Source organism: Shewanella vesiculosa (genome assembly GCF_009994065.1).
Taxonomy (GTDB): Bacteria; Pseudomonadota; Gammaproteobacteria; order Enterobacterales; family Shewanellaceae; genus Shewanella; species Shewanella vesiculosa.
In genome coordinates, this window is record NZ_JAACSD010000007.1 from 300,074 (window position 1) to 325,897 (window position 25,824).

At 42.0% G+C, this 25,824-nt stretch carries 20 protein-coding genes; 13 read left to right on the top strand and 7 right to left on the bottom strand.

Features of this window, described 5'->3' with window-relative positions:
- The first annotated feature begins 214 nt into the window (after positions 1-214).
- The 10 genes from GW828_RS09400 (at position 215) to GW828_RS09445 (ending at position 12,118) form a co-directional block, all read left to right on the top strand.
- On the top strand, positions 215-676 hold the full coding sequence (locus GW828_RS09400) for a MaoC family dehydratase (RefSeq protein WP_124014827.1): 462 nt from the start codon (positions 215-217) through the stop codon (positions 674-676).
- Positions 677-761: 85 nt separating this feature from the next.
- Positions 762-1,685, top strand: coding sequence for an SDR family NAD(P)-dependent oxidoreductase (locus GW828_RS09405; protein WP_124014828.1), 924 nt, complete (start codon positions 762-764; stop codon positions 1,683-1,685).
- Positions 1,686-1,724: 39 nt separating this feature from the next.
- Entirely contained in the window at positions 1,725-2,906 is a 1,182-nt protein-coding gene (locus tag GW828_RS09410; protein WP_124014829.1) for an acetyl-CoA C-acyltransferase, read from the top strand.
- 216 nt (positions 2,907-3,122) lie between these two features.
- Positions 3,123-4,787 carry an AMP-binding protein gene (locus GW828_RS09415; protein ID WP_273058090.1) on the top strand — a complete coding sequence of 555 codons (1,665 nt, stop codon included), beginning with the start codon at positions 3,123-3,125 and terminating at the stop codon, positions 4,785-4,787.
- A gap of 178 nt (positions 4,788-4,965) precedes the next feature.
- The gene (locus GW828_RS09420) at positions 4,966-6,030 is read left to right on the top strand and encodes a patatin-like phospholipase domain-containing protein (protein WP_273058089.1); all 1,065 of its coding nucleotides are present in this window, start codon (positions 4,966-4,968) and stop codon (positions 6,028-6,030) included.
- Positions 6,031-6,106: 76 nt separating this feature from the next.
- The gene (locus GW828_RS09425) at positions 6,107-7,105 is read left to right on the top strand and encodes an NADP-dependent oxidoreductase (protein ID WP_273058088.1); all 999 of its coding nucleotides are present in this window, start codon (positions 6,107-6,109) and stop codon (positions 7,103-7,105) included.
- 82 nt (positions 7,106-7,187) lie between these two features.
- Complete coding sequence (locus tag GW828_RS09430) at positions 7,188-7,808, top strand: cytochrome P460 family protein (RefSeq protein WP_273058087.1); 621 nt, start codon at positions 7,188-7,190, stop codon at positions 7,806-7,808.
- A 45-nt stretch (positions 7,809-7,853) separates the two neighbouring features.
- A complete protein-coding gene (locus GW828_RS09435) occupies positions 7,854-9,983 on the top strand; it encodes a molybdopterin-dependent oxidoreductase (RefSeq protein WP_273058086.1) in 2,130 nt (709 codons plus the stop codon).
- Positions 9,984-10,104: 121 nt separating this feature from the next.
- Positions 10,105-10,938: an AAA family ATPase gene (locus GW828_RS09440; protein ID WP_124014835.1), complete on the top strand. Its 834-nt coding sequence runs from the start codon at positions 10,105-10,107 to the stop codon at positions 10,936-10,938.
- A gap of 7 nt (positions 10,939-10,945) precedes the next feature.
- On the top strand, positions 10,946-12,118 hold the full coding sequence (locus GW828_RS09445; protein ID WP_273058085.1) for a vWA domain-containing protein: 1,173 nt from the start codon (positions 10,946-10,948) through the stop codon (positions 12,116-12,118).
- Between the two features lie 104 nt (positions 12,119-12,222).
- Here GW828_RS09445 and GW828_RS09450 read toward each other — a convergent pair whose 3' ends face one another.
- Positions 12,223-13,842, bottom strand: a complete 1,620-nt coding sequence (locus GW828_RS09450; RefSeq protein ID WP_182697334.1) for an NAD(P)/FAD-dependent oxidoreductase — start codon at positions 13,840-13,842, stop codon at positions 12,223-12,225.
- A gap of 346 nt (positions 13,843-14,188) precedes the next feature.
- Between GW828_RS09450 and GW828_RS09455 the strand changes: the two genes are divergently transcribed.
- Positions 14,189-15,004 carry an SGNH/GDSL hydrolase family protein gene (locus tag GW828_RS09455; RefSeq protein ID WP_273058084.1) on the top strand — a complete coding sequence of 272 codons (816 nt, stop codon included), beginning with the start codon at positions 14,189-14,191 and terminating at the stop codon, positions 15,002-15,004.
- A gap of 273 nt (positions 15,005-15,277) precedes the next feature.
- Here GW828_RS09455 and GW828_RS09460 read toward each other — a convergent pair whose 3' ends face one another.
- The 6 genes from GW828_RS09460 to GW828_RS09485 all read right to left on the bottom strand — a co-directional run bounded on the left by GW828_RS09460 (position 15,278) and on the right by GW828_RS09485 (position 21,124).
- Positions 15,278-16,453, bottom strand: a complete 1,176-nt coding sequence (locus GW828_RS09460) for a PQQ-dependent sugar dehydrogenase (RefSeq protein ID WP_273058083.1) — start codon at positions 16,451-16,453, stop codon at positions 15,278-15,280.
- Positions 16,454-16,650: 197 nt separating this feature from the next.
- Positions 16,651-17,436, bottom strand: coding sequence for an alpha/beta fold hydrolase (locus GW828_RS09465; RefSeq protein WP_124014840.1), 786 nt, complete (start codon positions 17,434-17,436; stop codon positions 16,651-16,653).
- A 102-nt stretch (positions 17,437-17,538) separates the two neighbouring features.
- Positions 17,539-18,393 (bottom strand): crotonase/enoyl-CoA hydratase family protein, encoded by an 855-nt coding sequence (locus GW828_RS09470; RefSeq protein ID WP_273058082.1) that lies wholly within the window; start codon positions 18,391-18,393, stop codon positions 17,539-17,541.
- A 10-nt stretch (positions 18,394-18,403) separates the two neighbouring features.
- Positions 18,404-19,096, bottom strand: coding sequence for a crotonase/enoyl-CoA hydratase family protein (locus GW828_RS09475; protein WP_124014842.1), 693 nt, complete (start codon positions 19,094-19,096; stop codon positions 18,404-18,406).
- A gap of 315 nt (positions 19,097-19,411) precedes the next feature.
- Positions 19,412-20,401, bottom strand: a complete 990-nt coding sequence (locus GW828_RS09480; RefSeq protein ID WP_273058081.1) for an alpha/beta fold hydrolase — start codon at positions 20,399-20,401, stop codon at positions 19,412-19,414.
- A 60-nt stretch (positions 20,402-20,461) separates the two neighbouring features.
- Positions 20,462-21,124, bottom strand: a complete 663-nt coding sequence (locus GW828_RS09485) for a nitroreductase (RefSeq protein ID WP_182741927.1) — start codon at positions 21,122-21,124, stop codon at positions 20,462-20,464.
- 889 nt (positions 21,125-22,013) lie between these two features.
- Between GW828_RS09485 and GW828_RS09490 the strand changes: the two genes are divergently transcribed.
- Positions 22,014-23,810: an acyl-CoA dehydrogenase C-terminal domain-containing protein gene (locus tag GW828_RS09490; protein ID WP_124014845.1), complete on the top strand. Its 1,797-nt coding sequence runs from the start codon at positions 22,014-22,016 to the stop codon at positions 23,808-23,810.
- A gap of 246 nt (positions 23,811-24,056) precedes the next feature.
- The gene (locus GW828_RS09495; protein WP_182722914.1) at positions 24,057-25,793 is read left to right on the top strand and encodes a DUF885 domain-containing protein; all 1,737 of its coding nucleotides are present in this window, start codon (positions 24,057-24,059) and stop codon (positions 25,791-25,793) included.
- Positions 25,794-25,824: the final 31 nt, after the last annotated feature.

The following is a 25,824-nucleotide window of genomic DNA, read 5'->3' on the forward strand; positions in this document are numbered from 1 at the left end:
ACATTACCGCCCAGTGCAGTAATGTTTTTTGTTGTTAAAGCTCTCAAGATATTTGTTTCTGTTAGCTGCCTTCCAAACGCCAAGCTATTCATATTGTGAATAACTTAGTATCAAAACTATTCATTTGTTTAATTTACCTAGCGCAACTAGCATGAGATATCGCTTAAATTTCATTCATGGATAGTACCGCGAAAGTATCAGAGGAAAGGGAATAATGCCGACAAAAATTAATCGCAATGATATTGCTAACTATATTGGCTACCAAGCAGCCGCTACAGACTGGTTCCAAATCACCCAAGATCAAATTAATCAATTTGCCGATTGCACTCTCGACCATCAATTTATTCACGTCGATGAAGAAAAAGCGAAAGCCACTCCTTTTGGTTCCACCATTGCCCACGGTTTTTTATCGTTATCTATGTTGTCTCATTTTGCTGAAGAATTTAGCCTGCTTATTGATGGCTTCTATATGGGGCTCAATGCCGGTTTCGATAAAATCAGATTTTTGCAACCCGTTAGCGTCAATAGCCGCATTAGGGCACATGCGAAAATCCTTTCTATTGAAGAAAAAAAGCCGGGGCAATTTCGCTTATCGACCGAAGTGACCATTGAAATTGAAAGCGTTGATACACCGGCATTAGTTGCTGAGTGGATATCAGTACAAATGGTTAACTAATATTGGTTAAGTGATGATCGTTAATTCATCATGCTGGCACAGAAAAAGATAATAACAAATAAAAATAAACAGTTAAGGTAATAACATGACTATCAGTTTTGCAGGAAAAGTGGCTATTGTTACTGGGGCAGGTAACGGATTAGGCCGTTCACACGCGTTGGAATTAGCCAGACGTGGCGCCAAAGTCGTTGTTAATGATTTAGGCGGCGCACGTGATGGCAGCGGTGCATCTTCTGCAGCGTCACAAGAGGTGGTGCAGTTGATTGAAGCAATGGGCGGTGAAGCGATTAGCCATGGCGCTAACGTTGCCCATTTTGATCAAGTACAAGACATGGTGCAACAAACCATGGATAAATGGGGACGTGTAGATATTTTAATCAATAACGCCGGTATTTTACGTGATAAGTCGTTTTCAAAGATGACCTTAGATGACTTTAAACTGGTCATGGACGTGCATGTGATGGGCTCGGTTAACTGCACTAAAGCTGTATGGGACATCATGAAGCAGCAAAATTACGGTCGAATCGTGATGACGACGTCATCGAGTGGTATGTACGGTAACTTTGGTCAAGCCAATTATGGCGCGGCTAAAATGGCGCTGATTGGCCTAATGAATACCTTAGTGCTGGAAGGTGCGAAAAATAATATCCATATTAATGCGCTAGCACCAACGGCTGGCACACGTATGACCGAAGATTTAATGCCTGAAGAAATCGTTAAAGCCTTTGCACCAGAAGCGGTCACCGCAGGCATGCTGACTTTGTGTGACGATGACGCGCCCAATCGATTCATTTTATGTGCTGGCGCAGGCGGTTATTCAAGCGCGAGTATCTTTGAAACCGATGGCTGCTTTATTCCTAGCGCGAAACAAAGCCCAGAAACTGTGCGTGAACACTGGGATCAACTCACCGATCAACACAATCAAAAAGCCTTAGTGTCGGGTTCGCAACAAGGCGAGAAGTTTGTGATGAAAGCCATGGCGTTTATGAAATCTCAGGCTCTAGGGTGAATTGATTAGCAGCACACATTATTAAAAAAAGGATTTGTCATGAGAGAAGCCGTCATTGTTTCAGCCGCAAGAACACCAATTGGTAAAGCCTATCGCGGCGCCTTTAACGATTTATCTGCCCCCACGTTAGCCGCTATTGCGGTTAATGCCGCAGTAGAAAGAGCCGGAATCGATCCAAATGAAATTGAAGACTGTATTTTTGGCGCCGCGTTAACTCAAGGTAACCAAGGCATGAATTTTGGTCGCCAAGTGGCCATGGCGGCGCAATTACCTGTGTCGGTGCCGGGCATGACGGTTGATCGCCAATGTTCATCAGGACTTATGTCTATTGCTATAGCTGCCAATCATATTGTTTGTGATGGTGCCCAAGTTGTGGTTGCCGGAGGTTGTGACTCTATCAGCTTGGTTCAAAACGATAAGATGAACATGCATCGCGCGGTAGATCCTAGCGTAAAAGCCTATCGTCCAGCGATTTATATGCCGATGCTCGATACGGCTGAAGTGGTGGCTAAGCGATATAATATTTCACGCGAGGCACAAGATGCCTATGCATTATCCTCTCAGCAACGCACCGCAATCGCACAGTCACAAGGCCGATTTGATGCTGAAATAGTCCCGGTCAGTTGCACTATGCTGATAATGGATAAAGTTAGCGGCGAAATCAGTAAACAGCAAGTGACCTTAACTCAAGATGAAGGCAATCGCCCATCGACAAATTTAGAAGGTCTAGCTGGCTTAAAAGCGGTTAAAGAAAATGGATCGATTACCGGTGGCAATGCATCACAACTATCAGACGGTGCAGCAGCGGTTGTGGTAATGGAACGTGAACTCGCCGAGCAACGAGGTTTAACACCATTAGGCGCGTATCGAGGCATGGTGGTGAGTGGATGTGAGCCAGATGAAATGGGCATAGGACCTATTTATGCAATTCCGAAACTGCTTGAGCGAAATGGCCTTAGCATTGACGACATAGGTTTATGGGAAATCAATGAAGCGTTTGCGGTTCAGGTAATTTATTGTGCTGAATATCTCGGCATTCCCGCCGATCGTTTAAATGTCGACGGCGGCGCAATCTCAATCGGTCACCCTTATGGTATGAGCGGCACACGTATGGTGATGCACGCCTTAATTGAAGGTAAACGCCGCAGCATTAAATATGTGGTTGTCAGTATGTGTATTGGCGGTGGTCAAGGCGCGGCTGGATTATTTGAAGTGTTATAAAATGACGCTTAAAAGATCAACAGTCATTGTTAATGGTTCGTTAAGTTTAAATTTAAGATTGGTGTGTAGATTTAAGGTTAGTGCTCAGTTTAATGACGCTGATGACATGATGCAAAATAATAATAAACAAAGATAGCGGCTCGGGTATTAGGTTCTGTTGCGTATTTGAGATGGACTTTGCAGCTGCTAATAACATTACATTTTGGGGACAATATTATGGAAAAAATTTGGCTTGAAAAGAGTTATCCGCCCGGGGTTGAGTTTGAAATCGATCCTGATAAATATAATTCTTTGGCAGATTTATTTTTAAAATATACCAAGTTATACGCCGATAATACTGCATTTATTAATATGGATGTCAGTATTACTTATCAGCAACTGGCTCAGCAAGCGACTGATTTTGCTGCCTACTTACAGCAAGATTTGCGGTTAGTCAAAGGCGACAAATTTGCCATCATGATCCCCAATACACTGCAATATCCTATCGCGCTATTTGGTGCGCTGATTGCCGGACTGACCATTGTAAACGTTAATCCATTGTATACCGCCCGCGAATTAGAACATCAATTAAAAGACTCTGGTGCCAAAGGGATCCTTATCCTCGAAAATTTTGCTCATGTATTGCAAGCCGTGATCAATAAAACTGATATTAAGCACGTGATCACCACAGGTGTCGGTGACCGATTAGGGCTCATAAAAGGTGCATTAGTTAACGGCGCCATTAAGCATGTTAAAAAACTGATCCCTGCGTTTGATTTGCCCAATGCGGTTAAATTTAATGATGCTATGTCTAAAGGCAGCAAACTGAATTTTGTCGCCGTTTCCGTTGTCGGTTCAGATTTGGCCTTTTTACAATATACAGGTGGTACTACAGGTCCATCAAAAGGGGCAATGCTGACTCATCGCAACATGGTTGCTAATCTTGAACAGTCTAATGCTGTGACTAAAAATATCTTTGAAGTGGGTAAAGAGATCATTGTCACCGCATTACCGCTTTATCATATTTATGCGCTGACCTCTAATTGCTTAGCCTTTTTGCCATTTGGTGGCATCAATCTATTAATTACCAATCCACGTGACATGGCAGGATTTGTTAAAGAGTTGGCTAAATATCGCTTTACCATTATTACTGGCGTCAACACGCTATTTAACGGATTGTTACATACTCCTGGCTTTGACAAGCTTGATTTCAGCGCTTTAAAAATGGGCTTTGGCGGCGGCATGTCAGTGCAACGTCCTGTGGCTGAACATTGGGAAAAAGTCACTAAAAGTCGTCTTTTAGAAGGCTACGGCTTAACTGAATGTGCGCCTTTAGTGACTATGAGTCCTTATAATCAAAAAAGTTACAATGGATCGATTGGTTTGCCTGCTTCATCAACTGATATTCGCCTGGTTGGGGCAGATGGTGAAGAAGTGGCATTAGGTGAGCCAGGGGAAATGTGGGTTAAAGGCCCTCAAGTGATGAAAGGTTACTACAATCGCCAAAAAGCAACGGATGAAGTGCTCATTGATGGCTGGTTAGCCACCGGTGATATTGCCACCATGGATGAAAATGGTTTCTTTAAAATTGTTGATCGTAAAAAAGACATGATCAATGTGTCTGGCTTCAATGTGTTTCCAAATGAGATTGAAGAAGTACTCGTGATGCATGAAGGAATACTTGAAGCCGCTGCGGTAGGGACCTCATGTGATATTACCGGCGAGCGAGTCAAAGTGTACATAGTGCGTAAAGATCCTAACCTTACCGAGCAAGATGTGTTTGATCATTGTAATAAAATGCTGACCAACTATAAGCGCCCTAAGGTGATTGAATTTATGAATGAATTACCGAAAAGTAACGTCGGTAAAGTGTTACGTAAAGACCTTCGTAACATGGCATAAGCTTGGTCGAAACGGATCACTCGTGGCTATAGCGTTATGCTTATAGCCTTGATCAAGCGTTAAATCTTTTTAATCCAGCATTAGTGCGAAGTGATATGCAGCAATAATTGGTCACAGTGTATTAGTCACTAAAATCACTGTCGGTATTGATTGCCGACAGGTTAACCATAAGAATGTTATGTTAGAAATTTATGCCGGTGAAACGGCTTTAACAACAATCCATCAAGATGGATTTTCTCCAGCGTTATTTAGCTCTTTTCTTGGTGCAAGTGGTGGGCCGAAATGGTTTACTTTACTGGGATTAGACAAGTATATCTTTGGTGAATTTTTTAATGGCAGACAACAGCCGTTAAATGTCATTGGCTCAAGTGCAGGAGCATTTCGCGCCGCATGTTTTGCGCAAAGAGATCCCGTCGCAGCAATAGAGCGATTAGCTAAACATTACAGTGAAACTGTGTATTCAGATGACACTAAGCCACAAGCTGACGAAATAACCGCTAAAGCGATAACGTTACTTGATGAGTTATTTGGCGATACGGGGGCAACTGAAATCATTAATAATAGTGTTTTTAAAGCCCATTTTATTGTGGCTAAATGTCATGGATTGGTGGCGTCTGAAAACAAACTAAAACAAGGTGCCGGGTTACTCAATAGCTTTCTGAGAAACGCGTTAAGTCGGCCATTACTCAAAAGCCAGTATGAGCGGTACATTTTTCAGCATCATCAAAGTGATTTAACCATTTTTGACCCTGACCATATCCCCACCACGTCAGTGCCACTAAGCCTACACAATATCAAAACGGCATTGTTGGCATCTGGCTCAATTCCGCTGGTGATGCAAGGGATAAACAACATTGCAGATTGTCCTCCTGGCATGTATCGTGATGGCGGCATCATTGATTATCATTTTGATTTTCAAATTAAAAATGAGGGGCTAATTCTTTATCCTCATTTCAGTTCCAGCTTAAAGGCGGGCTGGTTTGACAAAAACTTATCTCGAAAAGTCAGGCTAGAACATTACGACAACACAGTATTATTGTGTCCATCAGCTGAATTTATTGATTCATTGCCTTATCATAAAATCCCTGATCGCAAAGACTTTGTTGAAATGAAACCTGCTCAACGGATCCAATACTGGCGACAGGTTTTTGTTGAAAGTGAAAAACTTGCCCAGCACTTTAAACACTTCTATCAAACGCAAAATATCAACAGTATAAAAAGCATCAAGCAACTCATCAGGTGACAAGGTTAATCCATCATTTGCCATCATTTTTAGAGATCGATTATTGATATTCACTCACATATAAAGGGAATCAAATATGAGTACCTATACCGCCATTAACTTAGTCGCCCGTCCTCAAGGTGGCCCAATTGGCCCAGAATTATTTGAAATTGTCGAAAAGCCAATGCCGGCAGTGGCACAAGGGCAGTTTTTAGTTAAGCAACATCATATGTCACTTGATCCGGCCATGTTTGGTTGGATGAGCCCAGATAACGAAAGTTATATTCCTCCTGTCACCTTGGGCGAGGTTATGCGCAGCTCTGGCATAGGTGAAGTTGTCGAAAGTCACCACCCTGACTTTACGGTTGGCGACCGAGTGATGGGGATGATGGGTTGGCAAGAATATTTTCTAAGTAATGGTGCGGGTTTGCATAAAGTGACGGCGCCATTACCCGATGAAGCTATTTTATCGGTATTTGCTTTGCCTGGGTTAACGGCGACACAAGGACTGTTCAACGTAGGAAAGCCACAAAAAGGTGAAACCATTGTAGTCTCTGGTGCCGCGGGTTCTGTAGGATCGATTGTGGGTCAACTGGCTAAAGCTGATGGCTTAAGAGTCATTGGCGTAGTCGGCAGTGATGAAAAAGCGGATTGGATAATTAACGAGCTAGGTTTCGATGGTGCGATTAATTACAAGACCGATGATTTAGCAGCAAAACTGGCTGAATTAACCCCTGATGGTGTTGATGTGTATTTTGAAAACACTGGTGGGCCTATCCAGCATCATGTGTTTGCCAAAATGAATCCACATGGGCGTATTGTGGTGTGTGGCATGATTGCTGATTATCCCAAAGCGGTACCTGATTTAGGCCCAAGCTGGGTGCAGGTAATTAAAAAAAGGCTCATTATCCAAGGCTTTACTATGCCAGATCATTTTGGTGATGTACCGGCATTACTCGAAAAATTAACCCCTTATGTCATGAAAGGGCAGATTAAACATCGCGCCCATGTATTAATTGGACTTGAGTCGGCCATCACTGGCTTAAACTTGTTTTTCACTGGTCAAAACAAAGGCAAGCTCATCGTTAAATTATAAAATCATCCTTCAATTAATTCACCTTCACTCAACATGCATGGTGGCGGGTGCCATTACCACCATGCTGTCAAAGGGATTGACTATGAACAAGCGCAATAAACGTATTGTTATTAGCATTAGTTCGGTGCTGTTAACGGCTGCAGCGTTTTCGATTAACGCGGCAAACCAAGTCAGCAATATTGATGATAATAGCTTTAATTGCATCAGAGATATGACACCTGTTCGCCATTTTTATGTTGATAACCTGCTTGGTAATACTCAAGGTACTTTAGCTGTTGCTAATAATCCTGAAGGTGCAGTTTATCCTGAAGGTTCTGTGGTGCAGTTAGTGCCTACTGAAGTAATGGTTAAACGCGAAGCGGGCACTTTTCCTGCCACCGGTGACTGGGAGTTTTTTGAATTAGAAGTCGATGAACAAGGCTCAACTATCACTAAACGTGGATTCACTGATGTGAATAACCGTTTTGGCGGTAACTGTTTTACTTGCCATTTACCTGCAGCTGAAAAGTGGGATTTTGTTTGTGAATCAGGTCATGGTTGCGAGCCTATCCCGATAGATCGCAGTATGACAGGTGCATTGCAGCGTTCGGACCCGCGTTGCGGTGAACCAGAACTGCAAGATGGCGATACATTTGCCTTGTTTAAACTTAACGCTATGGTTGTGCTTGGCAGTGCCAAGAAATGGCTTGAAGATTTATTTTAATCTTTAAATAACCTTGTGTTCACCCATCCAAGTCAGGCGATATATATGAGCGAAATGAATACCCATTATAGAAATTGCAATATTTGTGAAGCCATGTGTGGCTTGGAAATTGTCCATCAAGATAAACAAATCATCTCGATTAAAGGTGACCAACTTGATCCCTTTAGCCAAGGTTATAATTGCCCTAAAGCACTTGCTTTAGAAGATTTCTATACTGATAAAGATCGCTTAAAAACGCCGATAAAACGAACCGCTTCTGGTTGGCAAGCTATTAGTTGGGATGACGCTTTTAGCGAGATAGTCGCTAGGTTTAAAAGCATTCAACAGCAACACGGGAAAAATTCGTTAGCCGTTTATCTCGGTAATCCCAATGCCCATAGTCTGGGGAATGCGCTATTCCTCAAGCCTTTTTTGAAGTCACTTGGCACAATAAATCGTTTTAGTTCAGCCTCTGCTGACCAATTGCCGCATCATGTCGCGGCTAACTTTATGTTCGGCGCTGGTATGTTAATCCCGGTCCCCGACATTGATAGAACTGACTTTATGTTGATCATAGGGGCTAATCCTGTGGTGTCCAATGGCAGTATGATGACAGCGCCCAATGTTATTGGCCGTATGAAGGCTATTCAACAGCGTGGCGGCAAAATTGTCGTGGTTGACCCTCGTAGAACCCGTACCGCTAAAATTGCCGACCAACATTTGTTTATTCGCCCAGAAAAAGATGCCTTATTACTGCTCGCTTTGATCCATTGTGTGTTTGAGCGTAACAAGGTTAATTTAGGCCATTTAGAACACTTAGTAGAGGGGCTTGATGATGTTGCTAAACTTGCCAAAACCTACTCACCCGATGTGGTTGCAAGCATAGTCGGCATTGATGCCAGTACCATTTGCACCTTAGCCGATGATATGTTGTTGGCAGATTCCGCTGTGTGTTACAGCCGCATGGGAGCATCTACGCAAACATTTGGTGGCTTATGTTTATGGCTTACCAATGTACTCAATATAATCACAGGCAATTTTGATCGCGCCGGTGGTGCCATGTTTCCACAACCGGCCTTTGATTTACTGCGTAACCATAAAGTCGGCCATCAAAGTTCGTTTGGTCAGCATCAAACCCGAGTGCGTAAGTTACCATTTTTTAATGGTGAGTTTCCGGTTGCTTCTTTGGCTGAAGAAATACAAACACCGGGAGAAGGGCAGATTAAAAGCTTGATAACCGTTGCTGGAAATCCGGTATTGTCTGCCCCCAGTGGTCATCAATTAGCCCAAGCCTTCGCAGGTTTAGATTATATGGTTTCGGTCGATATTTACCTCAATGAAACCACTAAATATGCCGACATTATTCTGCCGGGCACCACGGGCGTTGAGAATTCGCACTTTGATATTTTCTTTAACTCATTCTCGGTTAGAAACACAGTTAAATACTCAGCGCCATTGTTTGAAAAACAAGTCGATCAACGTAGCGACTGGCAAATACTCAAAGAAATTTCTGCGCGAATGCTTAATATTACAGCAGATGATCCAATGCAAAAAATCACTCCCGAAATCATTTTGGATATGGAACTCAAACAAGGCCCCTATGGCGAGCAAGGCATGAGTTTACAAAGGTTAATCGATAACCCTCACGGTATCGATATCGGCCCATTAATGCCGTGTTTAGCAGAACGAATTAAAACCGCTAACGGCAAAATCGATCTGTTTCCGCAAGTATTTAGTGATGATTTGCCCCGATTGCAAGCTGTGATGACAGCAGTTTCGCGCGATCTGGCTTATCCATTTGAATTAATTGGGCGTCGACTGGTTAAAAGCCATAACACCTGGACCCAAAATTCAGCACGGCTCATTAAAGGTAAAAATCCTTGTACTTTAGAAATGAATTCACAAGATGCGCACCAGATGGGTATTGAACAAGGCCAGCTAGTGACGGTCAGTTCTGCAGTGGGCCAAATTGATATTGAAGTGGTCCTCACCGATGATATTCAAGCGGGTGTGGTGACCATACCCCAAGGTTGGGGCCATAATCAGCAGGGCACAAACATGTCGGTTGCCGCCACTCAGCCAGGCGTGAGCATTAATGATTTAACAGATGCCAGTCGAGTTGATATGCTCACGGGGAATGCAGCATTTAATGGTACGCCAGTTGCTATCACTTTAGTGTTAAAAGAAGGGCGCTAAGTACAAAGTGTCCTAACTAAGCCAGCGGGCTTTTGTTACAATCGATAAAACTGATATCAATTAATATTTTGCTGCTGGTAAATGCTATTAGCGCCAAACGAAATCAATGAAAAGGTAGAGCATGTTTAAAAGTACACAGAATTATATTGCATCCAGCGACCTCACCATGGCGGTAAATGCGGCCATTTCATTAGAGAAACCATTATTAATCAAAGGCGAGCCTGGAACCGGTAAAACCCAGTTAGCCGAAGAGTTAGCTAAATCACTCAATTGCAAACTGTACCAATGGCACATTAAATCGACCACTAAAGCGCAACAAGGGCTTTACGAATACGATGCTGTATCGCGCTTACGCGACAGTCAGTTAGGTGATGTTCGCGTGCATGATATTGGCAACTATATCGTAAAAGGTAAGTTGTGGCAGGCGTTTGAGGAAGAGCAAAGACCGATATTGTTGATTGATGAAATCGATAAAGCCGATATTGAGTTTCCAAATGATTTACTGCAAGAACTCGATAAAATGGAGTTTTATGTCTATGAAACTCAACAAGTGATTAAGGCCAAACAAAGGCCCATCATTATCATCACCTCAAATAACGAAAAAGAGTTACCTGATGCTTTTTTAAGGCGCTGTTTTTTCCATTACATTAAGTTTCCTACTAAAGCTGAAATGGAAAAAATTATCGATGTGCATCATCCTGATGTTAAACAAGCTTTATTAACACAAGCACTAGAGGTGTTTTTTGATTTACGCGAAGTCAATGGCATTAAGAAAAAACCCTCAACATCAGAATTAATTGATTGGCTTAAGCTACTGATTTCCGACGACATCTCACAAGACATCTTACTGGATAATAAATCAGATATTATTCCCTTGTTTGGCGCGCTGTTAAAAAATGAGCAAGACGTTTCACTGATTGAAAAATTGGCCTTTATGAGTCGTAGAAACAGGTGATTTAACAGTGTTTATTGATTTTTTTCTTACCCTAAAAAAACACAAGGTGCCTTGTAGCTTACGCGAGCTATTAGATCTTATTGCCTTGCTCAAAAAAGGGCTGATTTTTGCCAACGTAAACGATTTTTATAACCTTGCCAAAATCGTCATGGTTAAAGATGAGATACACTACGACAGATATGACAAGGCTTTTGCTGAGTACTTTAACGGCATAGAGAGTATTGATATTTTCGATAAGATCTTGCCGGAAGACTGGCTCAGAAAAGAATTCGAAAAACACCTTAGCCAAGAAGAAAAGGATCAACTCAAATCACTTGGTGGCCTTGAAGCGTTAATGAAGGCGTTAAAAGAGCGTTTGGAAGAACAAAAAAAGCGTCATGCTGGCGGTAATAAATGGGTCGGAACAGGTGGTACATCACCCTTTGGGGCTTATGGTTATCATCCCGAAGGGATCAGAGTCGGCCAAGATAAAAATCGTAATAACAGTGCCGTGAAAGTATGGGACAAGCGCGAATTTAAAAATTTCGACCAAGATCGCGAATTAGGCACCCGTAATATCAAGTTAGCCCTTAAAAAGCTAAGAAAGTTTGCTCGTACCGGCGCCAGTGAAAAGCTCGACATCAATACTACGATTAGCTCAACCGCTAAAAATGGTGGCATGTTAGATGTGCATATGGAGCCAGAACGCCATAATGCCGTTAAAGTGCTGATGTTTTTCGATATTGGCGGCTCGATGGATGATTATATCCATACTTGCGAAGAGCTGTTCTCCGCGGCCCACAGCGAATTTAAACATTTAAAGTTTTTCTATTTTCATAACTGTGTTTACGATCAACTGTGGCAAGACAACAACCGCCGCTTTGATAAAACCATCGATCTTGAAGAAATTATCAGAACATTTTCATCTGACTATAAAGTGATTTTCGTCGGCGATGCCACCATGGGACCTTATGAGATTATTGCTAAAGGTGGCAGTGTTGAACACTGGAATGAAAAACCAGGTATTGAATACATGAATCGATTGCTAGGCCATTTCAATAAGGTCGCATGGTTAAACCCGCAACCTGAAAATCACTGGCAGATCCATCATTCTATTGCCATTATCCAGCAGCTTGTTGGCAATAAAATGTACCCACTCACTGTGGATGGTATTGGGCGGGCAATTAAAGACATTAGCTAACAATAAAAACAGCAGCCAATTAGGCTGCTGTTTTTATTAACGGATATGAATCACATGATGCTATGAGTCGATAGGCTCTATATACAGTTAAAGCACAGACTCGCTTAACTGTTCTTCATTGCTTTTATCATGTCTAAAGCGACGGCTTCGGCAATACTAATGCCATCGATACCCGCCGATAAAATCCCACCAGCGTAACCCGCACCTTCACCCGCTGGGTATAAGCCTTTGGTATTGATACTTTGGAAATCTGCGCCGCGTTTAATTTGCACTGGTGAAGAGGTGCGAGTTTCAACGCCCGTTAACATGGCATCTTTACTGTCAAAACCACGGATCTTTTTACCAAAGGCAGGAATGGCTTCACGGATAGCATCGATGGCAAATTTCGGTAATGCATCACTTAAATCAGTCATTTTGACATTAGGTTTGTAAGACGGCTCGACATTTTCGAACGGTAATCCTGATCCTGCTGCCAAAAAGTCGCCAACCATTTGTGCCGGAGCATCATAATTACTGCCGCCCATAACATATGCATGACGCTCTAGTTTACGTTGTAGTGCAATACCTTGTAGTGGATCGTTATCAAAATCACTAGGATCTATGCCCACTACAATGGCACTGTTGGCATTACGCTCACTGCGCGAGTATTGACTCATACCGTTGGTTACCACTGCGTGTTCTTCAGACGTTGCCGCCACAACAACACCACCTGGACACATACAGAAACTGTAAACACTGCGGCCGCTTTTACAATGATGGACTAATTTATAATCAGCCGCGCCCAAAATAGGGTTGCCGGCATTGATGCCAAAGCGATCTTTATCGATCATCTCTTGCTTGTGTTCAATACGAAACCCAATTGAAAATGACTGCGCCTGCATAAACACGCCTTGGTCATGTAACATTTGGAAGGTATCACGGGCGCTGTGGCCTACTGCCGCAATCACATGCTTAGAATGCAGTACTTCGCCATTATTAAGGGTGACACCAGTAACTTGGCGATCGCTAATATTGATTTTATCGACGCGGGTTTCAAAGCGAATTTCACCGCCTAAGCGAATGATCTCACGGCGCATTTTTTCTACCATGGTGACCAATTTAAAGGTACCAATGTGGGGTTTACTCACATAAATGATTTCAGCAGGTGCACCGGCGGCAACAAATTCTTGTTTTACTTTTAAGCCTTTAAAACCTGGGTCTTTCACTTGGCTGTACAACTTACCATCCGAAAACGTGCCAGCACCACCTTCACCAAATTGCACATTTGATTCGGTATTGAGCTCGCTGGTACGCCAAAAGCGGAAGGTATCTTTAGCGCGTTCATGCACTGATTTACCGCGTTCTAAAATAATAGGATTAAAGCCCATTTGCGCTAACATCAGCCCAACAAATAAACCACAAGGTCCCATGCCAATCACGATTGGACGTTCGGTTAACCCTTCAGGTGCACAAGCGACATATTTATAATCGGTATCAGGCGATACACGAATGTTATGATCATCAGCAACTGATGCTAATAACTGTGCTTCGTCTACATTGGTTAAGGTCACATCCAAGGTATAAATTAAGAAAATTAAGTTCTTTTTGCGTGCATCGTAGCCACGCTTAAATATATGGATGTCAACCAGCTGATCCGCTGAAATAGAGAGCCTTTGCAACACCACTTCTTGGAGTGCATCTTCATTATGGTCGAGAGGCAATTTTACTTGGTTTAAACGGATCATGATTTACCTAAAAAAGAGACTTAAAAAACAGCGCGTAGTTTACGTGATCTAACCTTAAAATGAAATTATCTATTGATGTCATATGCCATACAGGCAGGTTCTATTAATGATATAGAGTAAATCATGGCCTTAGCTGAGTTTGTTTGCCTTTGTAATGTTCCGTCTAGACCCTTTATTTAGTGTTAATCTATAAACCATTTGATGATTTTTACCATTTTGTCATTAAATCTTTAGGTGTTGGTCAGCTATCGAAAATTTAATCAAACTAGTTACGGTATTCCATTAGCAAAATGAATGGTTTAGTTTACTGCGGTATCTGTCGTTGGTTGAGTAAAAGGGAGACGTAATGTTACATCAAGGAATTTCTATCATGCTGGCCCCAGTATTAGTGTTTCAGGGACTTAAGGTTCGCCGTACTACGCCAAGGTTGCCTGAACCCGAGGGTGAACGAGTTGGGCAAACTGGATCGAATCCTGCGTTAAGCTTGCTTATTTTAGGTGACTCAGCTGCTGCAGGCGTTGGAGTGACTAATCAACAACACGCTTTATTGGGACAGATTATTGAGCAATTAAGCCCTCAACTCGAATTTAGTTATGCATTGTTTGCTAAGACAGGGTCGACGACAGCCACCACGTTACAAGCCTTACATGAACGCATTGATACAGCCCATCCAATCCTCGGCCAAAAGCACTATGATGTTATTGTTACATCACTGGGTGTCAATGACATTACTTCATCAATCAGTTGCGATAAGTGGCTGCAGCAACAAAAACAGTTGTTAGAGCTCATTACTCAGCGGTACAAACCCAAATTGATACTAGTGACGGCGTTACCGCCACTGGGGTTATTTCCTGTTTTGCCTAATCCACTTCGGTGGAGCTTAGGCCAGCGCGCCAATCAATTTAATCGTAAATTACAGCAATTATTAATTAAACTTGATCTGCAAGGCGCTATGCCTATAAATCAACATATCGATCCCACTACAGCCTTTAGATTAATTAAACTGCCGTTAGACAACCCACAACCCGATATCACCATGCTTGAATTTATGCGCCAAGTCATGGCCACAGATGGGTTTCATCCAGGAGCACCGATTTATAATGCATGGGCAAATTTAGTGGTGGAGCAGATAGTTGGTGGCATTAAATCTGCTGCTATTTAATGAAATAGATGTATGACATGCGTTTCTGCCTACTATGAGTCGGATATATGGCCGTAGGCCATAAGTATAAAATACAAAATATAAGACAAACACCTGGATCCCGGCTAAAAAACATTACCGGGACGACGTGAGAGTTGGGACGACGAGAAGGCTGTTAGCAATCATCTGTCCATAAATGAGTAGATTCCTTCGCTTATAAATATCCAAGAGGGAGTTTGATAGCGATCAAACTGTATTCCAGTCGTACAGCTAAAGCATAACGCATAGCTTTTACTACTTGGTATAACTAATTCGATACACGGCATTGGCAAAGTCATCTGATACCAAGATCGAGCCATCTGCCAGAGTCATCACATCTACTGGGCGTCCCCAGCTTTGTTCACCATTGAGCCAGCCTGTAGCAAAAGGTGAATAGTCGCTCACCGTATTACCATTTAGCACCACTTTCATGATGCGATAGCCGACTTTATTGCTGCGATTCCACGACCCGTGCTGCGCGATTAAGATGGTATTTTTATATTCAGCAGGAAATTGCTGGCCCTGATAAAACTCCATGCCTAATGCCGCGACATGAGCGCCAAGGGTTAATGCTGGCGGTGTATTCAGTTTGGCAATCTCTGGATTGGTAAATTCGGGATCCGCGATATTGTTATTGTGAACATAAGGGAAACCAAAGTGTTGGCCGGTTTGGCTGACGCGGTTTAGCTCATCATCGGGTAGGTCATCGCCCATCATGTCACGGCCATTATCGGTAAACCATAATTCGCCAGTGACAGGGTGAAAATCAAAGCCAACACTGTTACGTACACCTTGCGCGACTATGGTGGTTTGCATAGAGTCTTGTTGTGTAGAGCCTGCTTTCTGGGTCTGTGTTTGTTGACTACCTGTTAGTTGGTTATCTGTAAGTTGAGAGTCTGGGTCCAATTTTAGAATACTGGCAAAAGGCAATTCACTTTCGCACACATTACATGGCGCACCTACAGGAACGTACAATTTACCGTCGGGGCCAAAGGCGATAAATTTCCAACCATGGTGTGATTTATTCGGCAGTTTATCAAACACTAATTCTGCTTTAGGGATGGTGGGTAATGACTTTTCAATATCAGGGTAACGCCAGATTTTATCTACTTCTGCGACATATAAACTGCCTTGATGAAACGCTATCCCTGAGGGCATAAATAAATCGGTCGCAACTATGATTTTTTTGTCCGCTTTAAAATCATGATTAGTGTCAATAAGTGCGTAGACATTACCCGCTTTACGGCTGCCAACAAATACAGTGCCGTTATCGCCTAGTGCCATTTGACGAGCATTTTCAATATTTTCAGCGTAGATATCGATGCTAAAGCCTTGGGGTAATTGAATTCTATCTAAAGGTAATGCTTGTGATGGGCAAGAGAGACTCATCCCCAACGTTAAAGCAGTTAATAAGGTAATTGGCTTAATCATATTGAGGGTCCCTTTATGCAATAGCATTGTTAATCAACAAGGTAATCTTAGTACTTTTATCAATGTTTTTACGACAATCACTATGAAGTTCATTCACAAGTTTATCGACATTGATTTTTATCAACCATGTTATCGATAATCGACTATTATCAACATCTTAAAATTATCAATAGACTAACATTATCAATGGCCTACGCTTACCAATCCTTAATAATATTTTTGATCATCGCAGCAGTATTTTCTGGCTGCTCTAGCGGGAACATGTGGCCGCCGTTAGGTAGCGTCATTAATTCGATGTCGTTAAGTTTGGCAAATCGAACAAAATGTTTAATCGGGAAGATGGTCGTCTTTTCACCATAAATCAGTTTTGCGGGCACCTTTAGTTTGTTTTTATATGTCACTAAGTTAGTCGGTAAGTGCCTAAAGATATCTGCTTCGACAGCCGGTGAGAAGGTTAATTCTAAACGCTTGTTACGTGAAACTGCGCCAGAATGCACATAGTCTTGCAAGCAACGAGAGTCGAAGTTTTTGAATAATGACTTATGTGAAAAATAATCAACCAAGTTTGTTTTTTCTGGCCAGTGATTTTGGCGAGTTTTGGCTTTACCAGCAGGAGATAGCCTATCAATATACGGTGTACGTTTGATAAAACTCAGTAAATGTGACAATGCGCCAGTCACCACAGGTGGATCTAACATCACTAAACCGCGAAACAATTCCGGATGCTGGCAAGCTGCGATAAAAGAAATGACTCCGCCAAAAGAATGGCCGACACAAATGACTTTTTCATCCTGCTTTCTTATAAATTCAACGAGTTCTGTAACTAGATGTTGCCAGTTGCTGTGTATCGGATAGAGGATGTTATGCCCAAACTGATCATGGGCTACGGTGCGATAATCGCGAGTAAATTCTGCTAATAATGTTTTATAGCTTCCCGCTGGAAAGCCATTAGCATGAACTAGGTTTATCAGTGGTTTTGTCATAATGTCTCTGATAGATGTTTGGGCTATTTGCGGTGTGATTTGATTCAAATAAATTCACTCTACATTTTATTTAAGCGCAAATAGCACAGTATTCCCCAATATTTAGAATATTTTAATCGGATCAATGGGCGTTAGCTCGGCAAACTCTGGCGCACGATTTTGGGCTTTAGCTGTGAATATTTCCATCATATCGTTTTGTGGTTGGAACATGCCGCTTTGCCAGACCGACATATATTGTAAGCTGTCTTGAACACTATGATCGCGGGCATAATTAATCATCTCTTTACAGCCTGTTACCGCTAAAGGCGAGCGGGCGGCGATCTCGGCTGCTATGGCTAATACTGCGGTGATCATCGTTTGTTGGTCGTCATACACTTGATTGACCAAACCGGCTTGTTTAGCTTCTTCTGCTGGCATTCTGCGACCCGTATAAGCTAGCTCTTTCACTAGACCGATTGAAATCAACTTAGGCAAACGCTGTAACGTACCAACATCAGCAGTCATGCCGAGTTTGGTTTCTTCAATACTGAAAAACGCATCTTGTGTGCAGTAGCGGCAATCGGCGGCGGTAACCATATCAACCGCGCCGCCAATACAGCCGCCTTGAATCGCCACTAATACAGGCATGCGAGCCTTTTCTAACACACTAAAACAGTCTTGTAGCTTTAGCACTAATCGACGTAGTTGGTCGTGTTTTCGGCCTAACTCGATATTGTCGTTTGGGCCATTGGCACTGAATACGGCCAAATCCATACCAGCACTAAAGTGTTTACCTGTTGATGAAATAACAATCGCCCGAGCTGCTGATTTATTATTAATATCATCAATAACCCTTGGGAACTCATGCCAAAAATCGACGTTCATTGAATTCAACGAGTCAGGTCTGTTTAGGACGATATGGGCCACTTTATGGCTAATATTGACGGTTAGCGTGTTGTACTCTTGCTCTGAAGTCATGACTATATCCTTATAGATTCAATGTGATTTGCTTATCCAGCTCGATTGCATCACTGAGTGACGCGAGTATTGTTTGGCGCTCTTTTAGTTTAGTACCATGATGAGCTTTCATATTGAGCGTCTGCATGTGTTTAGCAACGCTCATTGCTGTGCTCATGAGAACGTCTGCTTGCACCACTTGGTCAAGAAATCCTGCAAGCACAGCAGATTCAGGAGCAAAAAGCTCAGCATTGATCACTGCACGGCTGAGGTAGTTTTGTGGAATGCGATTTCGGGCAATTTCAATTCCAGCTTGGTGCATTGTCATGCCAATAGCGACTTCGTTTAAGCCAATTTTAAAGTCACCGGTACAACCAATACGATAATCACAACTGAGTAATAAAAATGCCCCTTTGGCGATTGCATGACCAGTACACACGCCGATGATCGGAGTAGGGAACGCCAACATTCTGTATGCCAAGCCGGAGCCCGCAGTCACAAGGGCAATGGCAGAATCTGAACTTTGCTTCATTGTTTTTAAGTCATAGCCGCCTGAGAATATTCCTGCTTGGCCAGTTATCACCACCACAGCAGCTTGCTGTTCAGCATCGTCTAGGGCGGCATGAATCTGTGCTATCACCTCTGGTGAGATTGCATTTACCTTGCCATTGTTCAAACTGATGATATGGACATTGTCTTCAATTGTGACGTTAATTAATTGCATTTTTCACCTGGAATATGGTTGCTAATTGTTTATTAAACAATAATTTAGTTTAATGGGCTAGGCAAGGGTAATCGGTATATTTGCCCCTAAGGCCTTTAATTGTTGTTTGTTTATACCTAGCCTTGCTATCAATATGTTATGCCCAACATAGCAACTAAAAACCTGCCAGTAAATAGCATGGTCATTGCCTAAGGCGTTGGCATAAATGATATTTTCTACTTTGCCCGCAGCATTAGTGTCTAGATTACGGCATGTGACTCATTCGTTATCCATATTGAATAATAACGATGGCTTGATACTCGCTATTTTGAGTCTTCAGTCATGTAAGTGCTCATGCAAGTGACTCATAGGTAAACTTGGTTGATTGACGAATGCATGAATGGCGCGATTCACTTCAGCGGGTCTTTCATGTTGCAGCCAGTGACTGGTATTTGCAAAACGTTTAATTGTGCAATCTGCAACATAGCGCTCAATGTCATTGAGGGTTTCGTTAACGAACGCTAAATCTTGTTCACCCCAAAGCACTAACGTTGGCTGATTAATTCGAATATTGGGGATCCTTATGTCAGCCGTCTTTTTGATTTGCCTTGTGATGATTGACGTCTCATCAGCTAATGCTTTTTCAATGCCATCATCTGTGTCGTTGGGTGCTAATTGTGGCATAGCTCGATAGTATTGCAGCATGCCATTAATGGCTCCGTATTGGCCCCACACTTTTTTGTAACGTGCGAGAACCTGTTCAGTAAAAATTGCCTCTTGTGAGCTAACCATTATTTTTTCAGTTAAATAGCGATAATCATCCTCGATTAATAATGTTTCAGCTGATGGACTAATCAACTGATGAATATAAGCACTCTTTTGTCGTTGAATAGGGTTATTGATCATCTCTCGGGTAAAGGTACTCGGATGAGCGGCATTAAGAATAATCAGTTTGCTTATTAAGTGAGGATAAAAAGCGGCTAATGGCCAGGCTATAGCGCCGCCCCAATCATGAGCAACCAAAATGACAGGCTCTGTAGGGCTTATGGCTGCAATAAACTGAGCGATAAACGCGATTAAATTGGGGACAGTATAAAAGTCTAAATCACTGGGTTTATCACTTAGGTTATATCCGGGTAAGTCAGGCGCAATAACATGATAGTGAGCTGAAAAATAGTCTAACTGTTTTTGCCATGAGCCCCAATATTCAGGAAAACCATGTAAAAATACCATGGTCGATAAGGGTTTTGTTTCGGACATATGGCCAGTTTCAACATAATGTATATTGACCTTATCCACTGCAATATACTGATGCATTAGCTTCATATTCAATCTCAGCACAAATTAAGGCCTATTGAGGCCTAGTTAAACGGTACAGATGATGCTTTATTGGAAGAATGTAACTGAATTCTCAAGCAACTCACGGTCTGTTCTGGTGTTATTTACCGCAGCGCTGTCATCGGCATAACCAAAAGACATGCCAAACAAAATTCCGCGTTCATCTGGCAGGTTAAGTATTTCTCTAACAGGATCAGGAAATTGTCCTAGCGCGCCTTGCATGCAATTTGATATGCCATGTTCTGCCATGACAAGCGATAACGTTTGTGCATAAATACCTAAGTCGACAGCCCCCATAATGTCTAAGTATTTATCCATGGTAAAAAACACCGCATGTGGCGCATCAAAAAATTGCCAATTACGTAACATGGCCATTTGACGGGCTTTTTTGTCTTCGCGTGCGACCCCAATTGCACTGTATAACGCATTAGCTGAACCAAATTGACGCTCACGATGAATGCCTTGATATTGCGGTAACCAATTAAAATCAGGGTTTGGTGATGCGCCGCTCATCAAAGTTTCTATCAATCGTTGTTTCAGTTTATCTTTAGTTGCCCCAGATACCACACAAGCTTGCCATGGTTGCACATTACAATTGGACGGGGAAAGTTGCGCACTGGCGAAAATTTTCTGTAATGTGTCATCTGCCACAGGTTGGTCAACAAAGGCTCTTACTGAAGTTCGCTGTTGTAATATCGATTCTATAGACATGTTTGATACTCTCATTGGTTGGATTTTGAATTGTTTTAAAATGTATATTTTAATCCAGGCACAAGCTTGTTGATTCATTGAGGGAAAATGGTATTGCTCCACGATTAAGCATTGTTATTGATAATCTCAACGATCATTTTCGTAGAACAGTATGAGTCAATAACCACAGGGAAGAACATTAAGATTGATCCCAGTCTTGCCCACTCTTTACTCAAATAAAACCCTACGACTATGCTAATTTAGCTCCAAACGATGCTAGATGCTGTATTAAAATTAAACCAATCGATTATTTTAATAATGAACTATTCGCATAATGAATAGTGCACTGTTATAGGCTAATAAAGCTGCTATATATGTGCAAGTCGCGCCACAAAGGCACAGTAGACAAGTAAACTATCGGGCAAGTGATCAAGATTAATGCGCAATATTGTGCCATTGGCTTGTTAAGCTAGAGGTACTATTAGCAAGGTGAATGTGTAGCTATAATTAATATGCATTTGGATAATACATCTTGTTACTTTAGCATCAGTAATATGACGGGTTATTTATATGGAAAATCATTTAAATAATCACTTAATCGCAGAGGTTGTTGTTTTTTTTGAGATAAATTTTGCAGACGTTACCGGCAATGATAGTTAAGGCGGAGCTTGTTAGATGTCTTCATCTATCTACATAAGCGACTCTTCACACCGGTATCTGGGAGTGGCTAATCGAGAGGGTTTATTTTTATATAAATCAGGTTTTCATAAGGTATTACTTATTTAGAGACTTTCTGTCTAACATTTGTTCTATATGCTTAAATAAACCATTAGCCGTCTGTGTTAAATAAAATTTAGCCACAAAAGATTAACAGCCCCTAACACTTATAGATAATAGTTGGAGAGCAACAATGCCTGAATACAAAGCCCCCATTCGTGATGTTAAGTTTGTGATGCAAGAATTGCTCGGCTGTGAAGGCCACTATGAGCATTTAGGCTATCAAGATGCGACTATTGATATGGTTGATGCCATTATCAATGAAGCTGCAAAACTAACAGAAGAGGTTGTTGCGCCATTAAATCAAATTGGCGATCAGCAGGGTTGTACATGGAAAGACGGCGCGGTCACCACACCTGATGGCTTTAAAGAGGCGTATGCCCAGTATGTAGAAGGCGGTTGGCCAACATTATCTCAGTCTGAAGAATTTGGTGGTCAAGGTTTACCACATTCGCTAAATATTAGTATCGCTGAGCTATTTTCCAGTGCGAATCATAGTTTTGCCATGTACCCAGGACTCAGTCATGGTGCATTAGCCACCATTGAAGCCCACGGCACTGAATCACAAAAGCAACAGTTTATGCCCAAACTTGTTGAAGGTAAGTGGACTGGCACCATGTGCTTAACTGAGCCGCACTGTGGCACAGATTTAGGTATGTTGCGCACCAAGGCTGAACGTCAAGATGACGGCAGCTATTCGTTAACGGGCACTAAAATCTTTATTTCGGCGGGTGAACACGATCTGTCAGACAACATAGTGCATATTGTTATTGCTCGTATTCCTGGCGCCCCAGAAGGCAATAAAGGCATATCTTTATTCATTGTGCCTAAATTTAATGTCAATATTGACGGCACCATTTCAGATAGAAATGGCGTCAATTGTGGCTCAATAGAGCACAAAATGGGTATTAATGGTAACGCGACTTGTGTGATTAACTTTGATGGCGCTACAGGCCATTTAATTGGCGAACCTAATCGCGGCCTTAAATGCATGTTTACCTTCATGAATGCAGCCCGTATCGGTGTGGCGAGTGAAGGTGTTGCCGCAGCAGAAGCTTCTTTCCAAGGTGCGCTAGCTTACGCCAAAGATCGATTACAGATGCGTTCTATTAGCGGGGTTAAAAACCCTAATGGCCCTGCAGATCCGATTATTGTTCATCCAGATGTACGTAGAATGTTGCTAACTCAAAAGTCTATTGCCGAAGGTGGCCGTGCATTAATTTCATATTTGGCTCAGTTAGTGGATATCGGCCATGCTGAGAAAGATGAGGCAATTAAAGCGGATGCTGAGACCAAATTGGCATTATTAACCCCAATTGCAAAAGCCTTTCTCACTGAACTTGGTTTTGAATGTACCAGCCTTGGCGTTCAGGTGTTCGGTGGCCATGGCTTTATCAAAGAGTGGGGCATGGAACAGTTAATGCGTGATACCAAAATCAGTTGTATATATGAAGGCACAACCGGTATTCAAGCCTTAGATTTACTGGCACGTAAAATTATTGGCAGCCAAGGCGAAGTGTTAAAACCTTTTTCTCAAGATGTGACCGCATTCTGCCAACAGAACATGGACAACCCTGCGATGGCAGAGTTTATTAAACCCATTATGATTTATGCAAAAGAGTGGCATGAACTTACTGTATTGATCGGTGCTAAAGCGATGAAAAATCCTGATGAAATTGGTGGTGCTTCAGTTGATTACCTCATGTATGCCGGCTATGTAACTTTAGCGTTTTTCTGGGCAAAAATGGCAAAAGTCGCTCAAGATAAACTGGCTACTGATACAAGTGAAACAGCGTTCTATGAAGCAAAAATAAAAACCGCTCAGTTTTATATGCAACGTATGTTACCAAGAGCAAAAGGCCATGCAGCATGTATTCAAAATGGCGTTGACTCAATGATGGCACTGAGCAGCGATGATTTTGCTTTTTAAGTAAACGGTAAACGCTGATAACGTTCTGCTTAAACACCGCAACCTTATAGGTTGCGGTGTTTTTATTTGTAACCAGACAATAATACCGAAGATATTGATACCATAAATACAAAGTAATATATTGATAATTAACGCTTATAATCTAATACTGCTTAAGGTGATAACTTAACTGATGGCATGTCGCGTCGTGGTTTAATTCGGCTATAATGGTTAACTTCAGAATAAAAATAACAAGGGATTAAACAGATGTCAGGTAAAATATTTACTTCAGTGATTCCACTGCTCGCTTTATTTCCATTGACGTCATCAGCCAACTCTTGGGTTGATGTCAGTAATCAATACACAAACAAACAAATACAGATAACCAGTCAATTTCAGCCAGAAATGGCCAGTTCAATAGGGATTACTGAAGCCGATAGTCTGTGTAGTAATATCACTAAGGCACAGCAAGATAAATATATAGAGACGCTTGAAACCAGTAAGAAAACCTTGCTACAAGCGGTGAAAACTGAAAAATCATTGCCAGTTCGTCAAGACCTTAACATTATTATCGACAATATTGATCAGACCATTGCCGCGGGTAATTTAGACGATAAATACATGCTGCCTTGGGTTGATGTCCCCCTGATTATATTCAGAGGTGTGTCGGCATTATTAGATGATCAAATGTCAGATACTCGCAAACAAGCGGCTAATACCCGTCTTGCGTGTTATGTCGGCAAAACAGGGCAAGCAGCCTTAACGGATCAAGCCAAAACCTTATTTGAAGCGGCGTTAGCCAACAAAAAGTTAATTGGGCCGACAAAAGAAGAAGTTAACCAAGCCCTAGCGAGAACAGACACTTTATTACAAGGTTTACAGCAGTTATTTGAACAAAATGAATTCATAAAAGCCGATGAGAATATGTTGCTATTAAAGCAGCAAATTGAAGACTATCGCCAATGGGCTGAAAAAACGGTTATTCCGAACACACGAGATGACTTTAGATTACCCGAAGAAATTTATGCCTTAAAACTCAAAACCGTTGGCATCGATATCGACCCTGAGTTGTTAATTGAACGCGCTAAAGCAAGTTACATGATAACCAAAGCGAATATGCAGGCGTTAGCGCCATTGGTTGCACAAAAATTTAATATGCCATCAAGTGATTATCGTGACGTGATTAAAGCACTTAAAAAAGAATCATTAACCAAGGATAAAATTGAAAATTATTATCGTGAAACCAATAAAAAACTTGAGGCCTTGATCAGTAAACATCATGTGGTTGATTTACCTAAACGCGATATGATCATGCGACTTGCAAGTGATGCCGAAGCGGCAGGTAGTCCTGCGCCGCATATGTTGCCGCCACCGTTTATTGGCAATACTGGTGAGCAAGGCCAATTTGTTCTGACAACCGGTAACCCTGCATTAACGGGTGATGCTGCATACGATGACTTTAATTTTAATGCGGTTGCTTATACATTAAGTGCCCATGAAGGCAGACCTGGGCATGAATTACAATTTGCGGTCATGTTGGAGCAGGGCGTTTCACTGGCACGAGTATATTATGCTTTTAACAGCGTTAACGTAGAAGGTTGGGCATTGTATGCCGAAGCGGAAATGTTGCCGTACCTGCCTATTGAAGCACAGCTTATTGCCCTGCAACATAGGTTATTGCGTAATGCTCGCGCGATGTTAGACCCGATGTTGAACTTAGGTCTGACAACAAAAGAAAACGCATATTCATTGTTACGCAACGATGTGGTGTTTTCAGAAGCGGCTGTAAAACAAGAAGTTGATCGATACACTATGAGAATGCCTGGCCAGGCTGGCAGTTATTTTTATGGCTTATCACGATTATTGGAGATCCGCGCCGGAGTTGAAATAGCCCTAGGCGACAAGTTCGATCGTTTAGCGTTTAATAATTTTGTGTTGAGCCAAGGCTTGATCCCACCAAAATTAATGGCGGAAGCGGTTAACCAACAATTTTTAGCTCAGTAAAAATGTACCGGTTTATTTAATGGATCCCATT